At 71.6% G+C, this 10,559-nt stretch carries 15 protein-coding genes and 1 pseudogene; 11 read left to right on the top strand and 5 right to left on the bottom strand.

The window, feature by feature from the left end; translation table 11 throughout:
• Together ACPXCB_RS04115 and ACPXCB_RS04110 are read right to left on the bottom strand one after the other, a co-directional pair.
• Positions 1-565, bottom strand: a pseudogene (locus ACPXCB_RS04115) (hypothetical protein); the annotation flags it as partial.
• Positions 566-734: 169 nt separating this feature from the next.
• On the bottom strand, positions 735-1,550 hold the full coding sequence (locus ACPXCB_RS04110; RefSeq protein ID WP_425872345.1) for a superoxide dismutase: 816 nt from the start codon (positions 1,548-1,550) through the stop codon (positions 735-737).
• Positions 1,551-2,185: 635 nt separating this feature from the next.
• Here ACPXCB_RS04110 and ACPXCB_RS04105 point away from each other — a divergent pair.
• From ACPXCB_RS04105 to ACPXCB_RS04055, 11 genes are all read left to right on the top strand, one after another.
• Positions 2,186-3,244 (top strand): hypothetical protein, encoded by a 1,059-nt coding sequence (locus ACPXCB_RS04105; RefSeq protein WP_425872343.1) that lies wholly within the window; start codon positions 2,186-2,188, stop codon positions 3,242-3,244.
• An 89-nt stretch (positions 3,245-3,333) separates the two neighbouring features.
• Positions 3,334-3,489 (top strand): hypothetical protein, encoded by a 156-nt coding sequence (locus ACPXCB_RS04100; protein ID WP_425872341.1) that lies wholly within the window; start codon positions 3,334-3,336, stop codon positions 3,487-3,489.
• On the top strand, positions 3,459-3,788 hold the full coding sequence (locus ACPXCB_RS04095) for a hypothetical protein (protein ID WP_425872339.1): 330 nt from the start codon (positions 3,459-3,461) through the stop codon (positions 3,786-3,788). The genes ACPXCB_RS04100 and ACPXCB_RS04095 overlap by 31 nt, the downstream gene beginning before the upstream one ends.
• On the top strand, positions 3,785-3,958 hold the full coding sequence (locus ACPXCB_RS04090) for a hypothetical protein (protein WP_425872337.1): 174 nt from the start codon (positions 3,785-3,787) through the stop codon (positions 3,956-3,958). The genes ACPXCB_RS04095 and ACPXCB_RS04090 overlap by 4 nt, the downstream gene beginning before the upstream one ends.
• Complete coding sequence (locus ACPXCB_RS04085; RefSeq protein WP_425872335.1) at positions 3,955-4,173, top strand: hypothetical protein; 219 nt, start codon at positions 3,955-3,957, stop codon at positions 4,171-4,173. Before ACPXCB_RS04090 ends, ACPXCB_RS04085 begins: the two co-directional genes overlap by 4 nt.
• Positions 4,170-4,916 carry a DUF2637 domain-containing protein gene (locus ACPXCB_RS04080; RefSeq protein WP_425872333.1) on the top strand — a complete coding sequence of 249 codons (747 nt, stop codon included), beginning with the start codon at positions 4,170-4,172 and terminating at the stop codon, positions 4,914-4,916. Before ACPXCB_RS04085 ends, ACPXCB_RS04080 begins: the two co-directional genes overlap by 4 nt.
• Entirely contained in the window at positions 4,913-5,068 is a 156-nt protein-coding gene (locus ACPXCB_RS04075; RefSeq protein WP_425872331.1) for a hypothetical protein, read from the top strand. Before ACPXCB_RS04080 ends, ACPXCB_RS04075 begins: the two co-directional genes overlap by 4 nt.
• Positions 5,068-5,400 (top strand): hypothetical protein, encoded by a 333-nt coding sequence (locus ACPXCB_RS04070; RefSeq protein WP_425872329.1) that lies wholly within the window; start codon positions 5,068-5,070, stop codon positions 5,398-5,400. The genes ACPXCB_RS04075 and ACPXCB_RS04070 overlap by 1 nt, the downstream gene beginning before the upstream one ends.
• A gap of 3 nt (positions 5,401-5,403) precedes the next feature.
• Positions 5,404-5,559 carry a hypothetical protein gene (locus ACPXCB_RS04065; protein ID WP_425872327.1) on the top strand — a complete coding sequence of 52 codons (156 nt, stop codon included), beginning with the start codon at positions 5,404-5,406 and terminating at the stop codon, positions 5,557-5,559.
• An 81-nt stretch (positions 5,560-5,640) separates the two neighbouring features.
• Positions 5,641-7,776, top strand: a complete 2,136-nt coding sequence (locus tag ACPXCB_RS04060) for an FtsK/SpoIIIE domain-containing protein (protein WP_425872325.1) — start codon at positions 5,641-5,643, stop codon at positions 7,774-7,776.
• Positions 7,777-8,213: 437 nt separating this feature from the next.
• Entirely contained in the window at positions 8,214-8,471 is a 258-nt protein-coding gene (locus ACPXCB_RS04055; protein WP_425872323.1) for a hypothetical protein, read from the top strand.
• Between the two features lie 228 nt (positions 8,472-8,699).
• Here the strand turns inward: ACPXCB_RS04055 and ACPXCB_RS04050 are convergent, their stop codons facing one another.
• From ACPXCB_RS04050 to ACPXCB_RS04040, 3 genes are read right to left on the bottom strand one after another with little or no spacing between them, the layout of a single operon-like run.
• Entirely contained in the window at positions 8,700-9,179 is a 480-nt protein-coding gene (locus ACPXCB_RS04050; RefSeq protein ID WP_425872321.1) for a hypothetical protein, read from the bottom strand.
• A complete protein-coding gene (locus ACPXCB_RS04045; RefSeq protein ID WP_425872319.1) occupies positions 9,176-9,859 on the bottom strand; it encodes a hypothetical protein in 684 nt (227 codons plus the stop codon). The genes ACPXCB_RS04050 and ACPXCB_RS04045 overlap by 4 nt, the downstream gene beginning before the upstream one ends.
• On the bottom strand, positions 9,856-10,086 hold the full coding sequence (locus ACPXCB_RS04040) for a hypothetical protein (protein ID WP_425872317.1): 231 nt from the start codon (positions 10,084-10,086) through the stop codon (positions 9,856-9,858). The genes ACPXCB_RS04045 and ACPXCB_RS04040 overlap by 4 nt, the downstream gene beginning before the upstream one ends.
• Between the last annotated feature and the right edge of the window lie 473 nt (positions 10,087-10,559).

Genomic DNA, 10,559 nt, shown 5'->3' with positions numbered 1-10,559 from the left:
TCGTCACCGTGTACGTGTAGGTGACCTCGTCGCCGGCCTGGAGGCCGCTGGCCGGTGTGCCGGTCTTGGTCAGGGTCAGCTTCAGGTTCACCTCGGGGCTCGACGCCGCGCAGGTGTGGGTGAGCACGAAGAAGTCGGCGGTCCCGGAGATGACCGCCGAGGCGCCGGTCAGCGTCCAACCAGCCGGGACCCTGATCCAGGCCTTGCTGGTGCCCAGGTTGTTGACGATGGCGCTGTTGGGGTCGGTCGGGATCGTCCGGGTGACGGCGCCGCCGGGCGTGCTGAACGTCGCCGTGACCGACAGGAAATCGCCGCTGGTCTGCTGGTTGCCCGGCAGGTTGAACACCCAGACGTCCTCGTTGGCGAAGGGCCCGCCGCCCAGGTTGGGATCGCAGTTCTGAGTGGCCTGGGCCGCCGTCGTCGGCACGTTGCCTGGATTGATGTTGATGGTCTCCGCCGCCAGGGCCGGCGAGCCGCCCAGCAGCAGGGCACCGGCCAGCATCGCGAAGACGGCCAGCCGGGCGCAGAGGCGGGCCGGTCCGTTCGTGATAGAGGTTCTGCTCATGTAAATCCCCCGTGCGTTGATCGTTGACAACGGTGGCAACGAGGGGTAGAGACATCCGTCACGTCGGACCAAAGAGAATCCCCCGCTAGGGGTACTGCCACGCCGACCCTGAACGCTCACCTTTTATCCGGCCGGGGATATCCCCGGCCGGATGGTGCATGATGGTTGATCAGTCGCGTACCCGTACGACGCAGTAGGTAGTGTCGGGGGTCGCCGGGACGGACAACCGCGCGTTGACCGCGTACAGGCTCGAGCCGAAGGAAACCACAGCCGACGGCTCATCGAGGTCGCGGTCACGGATCACGTCGACCGGCGTGGCCCGCGTCAGCCGCTCGTTGAGGCGGAACTTGGCGATCACATTGTTCCGGTTGCGCACCACATACAGCGTGCGCCCCTCGAGCAGGAGACCATCGCCATTGGAGACCGACACGCCGCACGTGCTGATCTGGGCGGCCATGCCCGCGCGGGGGTCGAAGCAGTAGAGCCGGCCCGTCCTGGCCTGCACGACAATGAGCTTGCCCGCCCAGGCGGCGACGATGCCGGTGTTACAGGCGGTGGGGTCACCGAGCCCGCCCGGCAACGGCAGCGCGCGTACTCCCGACTGTTTGGGCAGCGAGCCATGGCGGCCGAACTCGACGCAGTAGATCTTGGCCTTCTCCGAGTCGGTGAAGAACACGGCCTTGTTCGTGGCGGTCACGCCGTCGATGAACCCGCCGCCGAAGTCGTACGTCGCCAGGCATTCGCCGGTCGACTCACGGTAGACGGCCGCGCCGCCCATGTTGCCGCAGGCCGCCCAGATCCGGCCCCGTTCGACGTCCAGACCCGTTGCCTGGGTGCCGGACACGGGCGGCACGAGGAGCATCCCCTTGCCGGTGCGCAGGTCGGCACACCAGATGCATCCGTCGGCCATGGAGCTGACATAGATCTTCGTGCCGGTTCCCCGGGCGATCCCCTCCGGGCAGAACCCGTTCGGCAGGTTGATCACTGAGGGATACCGGCCGTGCCCGTGGTGAGCCGAGGCCGGAGCCGCGGCGATGGCGGCCCCGATGGGCGCGGCGACGGCTGCGGCCAAGAGCGTTCGTCTGTGCACTGTCGTGGTCCTTCCGATAGGCGAATACCTATATGGGACCTGTGGATCAAGCGCCGGGGCCACTCCGCCATTGCTCGACAAGTGGCCGGACGGAGGCCGCGTGCCAGACCCGCCGATCGCCGCCGCCGGAGGAGCCCGCGCGCCAAGGATCCGAAGAGACCGGCCCGAACGGGTGATCGCATCGAGACCGCAGGGGTTCTGACCATGTCGGTGACCCGGTCAGGCAGTGCCGCTTGCGGCTGGCCGGATAGCTCCACGGGAGCCGTCCGGTCGGGAGTACCTGTGCGCCCGGCAGGATTCGAACCTGCGGCCTTGGGATTAGAAGTTTTCAAGGCCAGTGTTCACCGCGATTCACCTACGTACGGAATTGCAGGTCAGGGCACGTACGCGGACCCCCGGGGATGATCACGGACTGACGCGTACTGCAACGGAATCTGCAACGGCCCGGAAGGGCTACAGACCGTAGGCGGGCCGGGCAGGAGTTGGCGCTCCTGTGCTCCCGGCCCTTGATCGCCGCTAGGAGGCGACCCGTGAGCATCATTGCATCCACACCCGAGCCGGCCAGTAGCCGGCCCATCGACCCGGACACCCTCGCCGCGATCCGCGCCGACCTGCCCGAGCGGGTCGCCGAGCTGCAGTCGACCTACCCGGTCCCGCTGTCCGCCGCCGAGGTGGCCCGCCGGCTGGGTGTCACCGAGGCCGAGGTGGTGGCCGCCTCGATCCCCGCGCCCCGCCAGGGCGGCAACGCCGGCCGCTGGCCGATGAACCCCGCGCACACCGCCCGCGTCGACACCACCCCCGCCGTGCTGGCGGACGCGCCGGAGTCCTTCAAGGACGGCTACGCCCACGGCTACGCCGACGCCCTCGGTCGCGTCGTCGCCCGCCCGGCCGTCGACCAGGGCTCCGACCGGGAGTTGGTCGACCTGATCGAGCTGGCGCTGAGCAACAACCCCGAGGCCGTGCGGCGTCTCGCCGCCGCCTGCCGGCTGCCCGGCGTCGCCGGCAAGCTCGCCATCGAGCAGGTCGCCCGGGACCTGGGCGTCTTCCCCGCCGCGCCCTGCCCCGCCTGGTGCGACCGTGACCACGCCGGCGAGGTCGTCGAGGTCGACGGGTTCACCCTCGGCACCGTGCACGAGCGGGTGCTGGCCGAGGTGACCGCCGACCACGCCGCCTGGTGCGACCGGCCGGCGACCGCGAGCGTCTACGTGGAGCGGTCCGACGAGCGCGGCCTGGTCGTCACCCCGACGCGGGTGGTGCTGTGCGTCGCCGAGGGTGCCGAGGGTGTCCGGGCCGGCACCGAGGACACCGAGGGGTGGGCCGGCACCCCCGAGCAGGCCGAGGCGTTGGCCGAGGCCCTGCTGGCCGGCGCTCGCGTGGTGCGTGCCGGAGCCGGCACGGCGTACCGGGTCGACGTGTACGACGCCAACGACGTGCTGCTCACCTCCCGCGAGGTGACGGCGGCCGACGACCGGGCGGCGCTGACCGCCGCCGGCAGCCTGGTCGACGAGCTGGGCGGCGCCGCGCTCGCCGCGGTGTTCACCACCGGCCCGGCCGGCGTCCTGGTCTACGTGGACAGCGTCTCCCGCTGACCTGCTCGCCCGGCGGGGCCGCTGGCCTGCCCTCGGTCCCGCCGGGCCCCCTCTGCCTGACTTCCCTCTCTCGTGAGGAGGTGCCCGTGATGGGTGCCCGCATCAACCGCCTGGTCTATCGCACGGTCGCCGTCTGCGCCCTGCTCGCCGGCCTGGCCGCCCACCACAACCACACGACGCAGCCCTGTGGCGACCAGCTCGGCGCGGCCGGCATGTGCGTGTCGACGAGCTGGGCGGCCCGCTGATGGCCCGCCCGAACTGCCCCGCCTGGTGCCTGCCCACCGCCCACAACCAGGACCCCGAAATGCACATGTCCGCCCCGGTCGAGGTCACCACCGACGCCGACCGGTACGTGCTGCACATCGAGTCGGCCGGCGACAGCACGCCCTACCTGACGGTGGCGCAGTTCTCCGAGCCGGTGGACCCGACCGACGAGCCGAGCTTCGAGCCGGACAACTTCCTGGTGCTGAAGCTCGCCACCGCCGCCGAGCTGTCCAGCGCCGTCACCGCCCTGATCGCCCGCGCCCTTGGAGGTGCTCGATGACCCCTACCGCTGCCGTCGCCCTGGTCGCCGTGCTGCTCGGCGGGCCCGCCGTGATGCTCACCCCGTTCTGGCTGGCGCACCTGGCCAGCGAGTCCCACGCCGACGACACCGCCGCCACCATCCGCCAGGCGTCCACCACCGCCGACCGTCCGAAGGAACTTGCCCGATGACCGCCGAGGAACACCAGCTGCTCGCCGTTCGTCTGGGCGTGGCCGCCGACAGCATGGCGGCCCGGTACGGCCTCACCTGCATGGAGATCGCCTACGCCCGGCCCGGCACCGACGCTCACGCGCTGGCCCACCGGAAGGCGTCCCGCCAGTACCGCGCCCTGATGCGCCTCACCGCCGCCCTGACCAACCTCGCCCTGACTGGAGTGACCCTGTGAACCGGAGCACCATCACCAGCCGTGCCGCTGCCGCCCTCGTGGCAGCCGTGGCCGGGTTCGCGTCCTACCAGCACATCTACGACGTGGCCAGCAAGGCCGGGGAGCACGTCACCGTGTCGGCGGTGCTGCCGCTGGCCATCGACGGGCTGATCCTGGTCGCCACCCTCGCCATGCTCGACGACAAGCGGCAGCACCGGCGGCCGCGGCTGTCCGCCCGGGTCGCGTTGGTGTTCGGCATCCTCGCCACCCTCGCCGCGAACGTGGCCAGCGCGAATCCGAACGTCACCGCCCGCCTGGTCGCTGCCGTCCCCGCGGTGAGCTTCCTGCTCGCCGTCGAGGTCCTGTCGCGGTCGGGTCGGCCGCTGCCCGTCGACGAGCTGCCGCCCGCCGAGGCCGCCGACGAGCCGGCCCCGGTGCTGGCACCCGTCTACGTCTACGCCGCGCCGATCGGTCCCGAGCCGGCCCCGGTCGCACCTGAGCCGGTGGTTGAGCCGGTGCGCCGGCCCCGGGTCACCGCCCGGTCGTTGACCGCCGCTCAGCGCGTCGAGGCGGCTCACGAGCGGCACCCCGACGCCACCCACGAGCGGATCGCGCAGCTTGCCCGCTGCTCGGTGGCGACCGTCAAGCGCCACCGGCCGAAGCCTGCCGTGACCGGCTCACCATCCGCGCCGGACGCTGCGGAAACGCCGTCCTCCGACCGGGTCAACGGGACCCTCCTGCACCTGGCGGGCGGTCTCCGATGAGCAAGCCGACCGTGCCGAACACGATCACCGGCCAGCAGTACGCCGACCTGTCGCGGCGGGCGCAGAAGGCCGCGCCGTCCCTGTTCGACCCGAAGCCGATCCGGCAACGCAAGGCGTCGCAGGCACAGCAGCGGAAGGCGGTGCAGAGCTGATGAACCGCCGTCGGATCCTGCTCGCCCTGGTCCCCGTGAACGTCGCCCTGGCGGTGTTCGCCGACAACGGGTGGACCCGCACCGCCGCCGTCTGCGGCGCCGTGGGCTGCCTGCTCGCCTACCTCGCGGCCCGGCCGGCGAGGGCCGCCAACGTCGACCCGGCGGGCATGCCGGTCGGCACCGTCATCGAGCGCGCCGGCGTGACGGCACGCAAGACCCGCCGCTCCGACCGCGACCCGTGGCCGTGGTTCAGCGACGGCGTCGCGTACTCCGACGAGTGGGCAGCGCGCCTGCTCGCCACCGACAACGACCACACCAAGCAGGAGGACTGACCCATGGCTGACACCGCCGACCAGCGCGCCCGTATCGCCGCCGAGCTGCTCAACAGGGACGCCGACCGTCGCGACCGGGAACGCGCCGAGCAGGAGCAGCGCCGCGAGTCGCGTGAGCGGACCCGCCAGTTCGAGGGCAACGAGCACGGCAGCCGCTGACCACCACCGCAAGCGCGGGCCCCGGCCGCACCCATCACAGCCCGGCCGGGGCCCGCATCCCCACGAGAGGAAGTGACCAGCATGGCAGAGCCCATCCACACCGACGACCTGGAGCCGGTCGTGCCGGCACCGCGTACCCCGCTGTTCGAGGCGCCCGGCGAGCAGCTGGCCATCGAGGGCGGCCGGGAAGACGGGCCGCCGGTCGACCCGCCGCGGGCGTCGACCACGTTCGCCGACATCACCAGCCGCTACTCCGGCGACCGCAAGCCGATCGTGCCCGCGTCGCTGCGCTCGGCCGCCGGCCGTCACGCCCTCATGGTCGAGGCCGTGTCGTTCGTGACGTACTCCGCGGCCATCCACGCCACCCGGTCACCGAAGTACGCGGCCAAGGCGGCGTGGTACGCGCCCATCGGCCTGTTCCGGCTCACTGGCAAGGGCATCTACTGGTGCCTTGACCTGGAAGGGTTCGGCATCCGCCAGGACGCCGCCACCCGCAAGAACGTCGACGACTACCTCGCCCTGTCCCGGCAGCGTGACCGGCGCGTGGGCGCCCGCGCCTGGCTGGCCGTGCCGGTGGTGCTGCTGCTGGTGGTGCTGGTCGGGCTGCTCGTGTTCGTCGCCCCGTGGTGGGCGCAAGCCCTCGCCGCCGCCCTGATCGTGCCGCTACTCGCCCGCGCCGGCCGGCCCATCGACGCCCCGATCGTGGACCGGGTCTTCAACGCCGAACGGTTCATCCGCCTCACCGCCGGACTCACCCGCGCCGCGATCATGGCCTGCAACGTCAAGGGGATCAAGAACCCGACCGACGTCAAGTTCGTCCGCGACATCTACCGGGCCGGCCCCGGGCATGAGGCCCTGGTGCTGCTGCCCGCCGGGGTGCTCGCCACCGACGTCATCGACGAACGCGACCGCCTCGCGTCCGGGTTCCGGCTGCCGAAGTCGCAGGTGTGGCCCTCCACCGTCGAGGGCGAGCACCCGGGCGTGCTGTCCATCTGGGTGGCCGACAAGCCGGTCAGCTCGATGCGGGCCCCGGCGTGGCCGCTCCTCGAGGACGGCACGTTCGACTACTTCACCGGCGTGTTCGTCTACGGCCACGACGAGCGGATGCGCCCGGTCACCTACAGCCTGGCCGAGAAGAACAGCCTGTTCGCCGGCATCCCCGGCTCCGGCAAGACCCTCGCCGCGCGGGTGGTGCTGCTCGCCGCGATCCTGGACCCGCTGGTCGTCACCGTGGTGTTCGACTTCAAGGGCTCCGGCGACGTCGACTGCTTCGAACCGCTCTGCCCGGAAGGGCTGTTCGGGTCCGGCGCCGACGAAGCCACCAAGGCCGCCGGCCTCGCCGCCCTGGAGTGGCTGCTGACCGAATGCGACGAGCGGGCCCCGCTGGTCCGTAAGTACGCAGCTCAGGGCATGAACACCGTCAACAAGGTCAACCGGCGCATGGCCGAGCACGACCCACGGCTTCGCCCCCTGGCCGTGTTCCTCGACGAGCTGCAAGAGCTGCTCACCGACCCGAAGCACGGCAAGCGCGCGAAGTTCCTGCTCACCAGCATCATCAAGCGCGGCCGGGCCCTCGGCATCCACGTCATCTTCGCCACCCAGCGCATCGACAAAGAGAGCGTGCCACGCGGCATCAGCTCCAACATCGCGTTGCGGACCTGCCTGGCGGTCACCTCCCACACCGAGACGGACCTCGTGCTCGGCACCGGCAGCTACGCCCGCGGCGCCCGCCCCACCGAGTTCGAACCCGGCGACTCCACCGGCCCGAAGGACTCCGGCTGGGGCTACCGGGCTGGCGCCGGCCCCACCAGGCCCTGCCGGTCGGCGTACGTCGACAACCCGGCCGCAGAGAAGGTCGTAGCCCGCGCCCTGGAGATGCGCCGCGGCGAGCAGCCCGTCGAGGTGCCGCGCATCGCGCTGCGGAACCTGCTCGCCGACGTCCGCCAGGTGTGGCACGAGGGCGAGGACGCCATCTGGTCGGAGCTGATCGTGCCCCGGCTTCAGGCCCTCGACCCCAACGCGTACGGCGACCTGACCGTCGAGGTGTTCGGGGCGTGGATGGCCCGCGCCGGCGTGAAGACCGAGAGCATCGGGCGGCGCATCGACGGCAAGCCGACCACCCGCAAGGGCGTCAAGCTGGCCGTCCTGGAGGCCCGGATCACCGAACGCAACGCCGAGACGATCGCCGGCACGGACCTCGCTGAGGTCGACTCCTGATAGCCCCGACGGGGGCTAGCGCTAGCCCCTGCGCTAGCCCGCCTGAGCAGGCAACTAGCCGCTAGCCCTCGTCACCGCCCGATCCCCAATTTCGGCCCCTGGAGGCCCTGTGAGAGCCACGTTGACCGCTAGCGCTATCGCCCTGGTCGCGCTCGCCTGGTACCCCATGTCCTGCTGGCTGCACCCGCTACGCGACTGCTGGTGCTGCAAAGGCCAAGGCGTCCACCGGCCCACCGACGACAAGGGCCGCCCGCGACGCATCGCCCGCCCCTGCCGCTGGTGCCGACAGACCGGCAAGCGGTGGCGCCTCGGCCGCCGCGTCTGGAACCGAGCCCGCGAGAAGTCACGCGGGGCGTGAACCGTCGAGCCGGCCCGGTCTGTCGGCGAGGTGACAGAAGCCTCCCGTGCCGGCGGCCCAGACGTGACGATCAGCGGCCATGACCGAACACCGCACCCACGTCCAAGAAGCTGCCGAGTTCTTGAGGCACGCGCCGAAGCAGGACTCGCTGGCGGCCACGTCGGCGCTCGCGCAGATGGCATCGGCGCATGCCGCGCTCGCCATCGCCGGAGAACTGGCCGCCCTACGGCAAGCGCTTGAGAGCCTCCCCGGGTCGGTGACCGACCGGGACGGCTTCAGCTCCGCCGACCACCTCCGCAGCATCAACGAGTGGGTCGAGCGCATCGCTAAGGGCTGACCCCGGCACAGCGAACGGCCCGCCAGGATCGATCCTGGCGGGCCGTTCTGCGTGCCCTGGACTGCCGTACCTCCGCCGGCGTCACGCTCAGGGGGCGGTGCAACGTCAACGTCGCCTGAGCGTACCCACCGGGGCTGGTCGCGCCGAACGTCAGATCGTCGACCTGGTCGGTGACGTGGACATCGCGTGCGCTGGTTTTCAGCCGCACCGACAGCGGCACCGGCAGGCTCATGGGGCAGTGCCCTGCGTCATCCTTGCCCGCACGGCACGCTGAGCCGTCAACAGACGGTCGTTCGCCTTCACCACCGCCGCCCACGCCCGACTCCGGACATCCGCCGCAGCCTCACGAGCATGCTCCGCCCGACGCACCGCCAACAGGTCCCGGGGAGCCGGCCCGAAGTCACCGGCCCGCTCCATCTCCGTCTGGCGACGGGCCGCATCGGCGTCAACCGACAGCTCCGCCCGAGACACCTCCATCACGGCGTCTACCCACTCGCGGTTGCGCTGATCGAACGCGATTCGCGCCACCGTCACCGACTCCGTAGCGGCCAGCACCTCCGGGTCCTCCCGCATCGCCACCGACACCGGATCGGGCGTCGTATGCACCTCGCCGAGCTGCCTGAACTGCCCCGTGGTGTACGGACCCGGCCCGAACAGCTCCCGCATCTTGCACCGCGGACAGTCAGCCGCCTCCATGTGCTCGCTCACCTGCTCGCCGCCTCTCTCCGCCGCTCCGCCTCGTACCTGATCAGGCGCACCGCAGCCGCCGCCAACACCTCGCGGGCGTTCTGCTGCGCCCGCAACCGCTCGGCGATCTGCCGCAACTCCTCCCGCGTCGCCGGATCCAGCCCGTCCCCGCCGCCGGACTCCGGCGCTGGCGTTCGCGTGCCCACCGCCAGCGTCTGCGTGCCCACGCCTGCACCACGGCGCACCGGCGACACCTCGTGCACCGCCAGGGCCTGAATCACCTGCTGGGCACCCGCCCGCAGCTCGGCCGGGTTCGGCTGCCGCGACCTCAGCACGTCGTACCCGTACGACCACTCCTGATCGACGCCTCGGTGCCGCAGCCACTCGTACACATCGCGGCCCGTCGCCATGCCCAGCAGGATCAGCCCGTCGAACACGGCGTGGTCGCCGACTTCCCGCACCGACCCCAACCCGACCGGCAGCGCCCCGCCGCCGTACATCGCCGAGTGCTGCCACTGGCTGATCACCGCCTGTCCAGAGCCGATGAACGCCCCTGGGTCGTAGCAGTCGCCGTCGCTGTCCACCACGCCGGGCGTGATCGTCGCGATCACCGCCGACACCGTGGCCACCGCGCCGTCACCAGCGCCGGACGGCTGACCCACCCGCGCCGGCCCAGCCGCCGCCTTCACCAGCCGCGTCACCGCGAAGCCTCGAACACGACCAGGGCGTCATGCGCCGCCGCCACCAACGCAAGCACCTGCCGCCCCCGTACCGCACCCAGCACCGCCACCAACTCCGGGCCACGATCACGCAGCCCCGCGAGCCTGGCCCGCAACGCCGGTATCTCCTCGTCAACCAGGATCCGCACCCGCGCATCCTCGATCAGTTCCTCCGCGACGAACAGCGCCGCCGCTGCGTCTGCGTCCACCCTCGCTACCCTCCAACGCCTCCAGGCTGGCCAACGTGATCCGCCGGCCCACCGCCACCAACGCCCCCGCGGCGACCCGGCGCCGGACCGTCCTGAGCGAGACACCCAGCCGCCGAGCCGCCACCTCATGAGCGACCAACCGATCATCAGCAGCCAGCCCGGCGCCGGTCGAATCCTGGCCGCGTATGGCCTCCGGTGGCCGCGAACTGGCCGCTACCGCCACCTCGAACAGCTCCCGCAGGTCGGCAGGCACCGCCCACCCGTCCCGCTCGCACCGCTTGACGTGCTCGCCGAGCGCCAGCACCAGATGCCGCGCCGCCAACGGGTCAAGAGCCAGCACGATCACCTGTCACACCACCGTCACAGCGACTGTCACAGCCGTTACGCCCGTAACGGCCACGAGGGAGCGTAAAGCGAGTTTGAGCAGGTCAGACGGCAGCGTTACGGCGCAACGCTGCCCGTAACGACCCCCC

The organism is Micromonospora sp. DT62 (assembly GCF_049847285.1).
Classification (GTDB): domain Bacteria; phylum Actinomycetota; class Actinomycetes; order Mycobacteriales; family Micromonosporaceae; genus Micromonospora; species Micromonospora reichwaldensis.
This window is presented reverse-complemented; position numbering and strand designations above follow the sequence as displayed.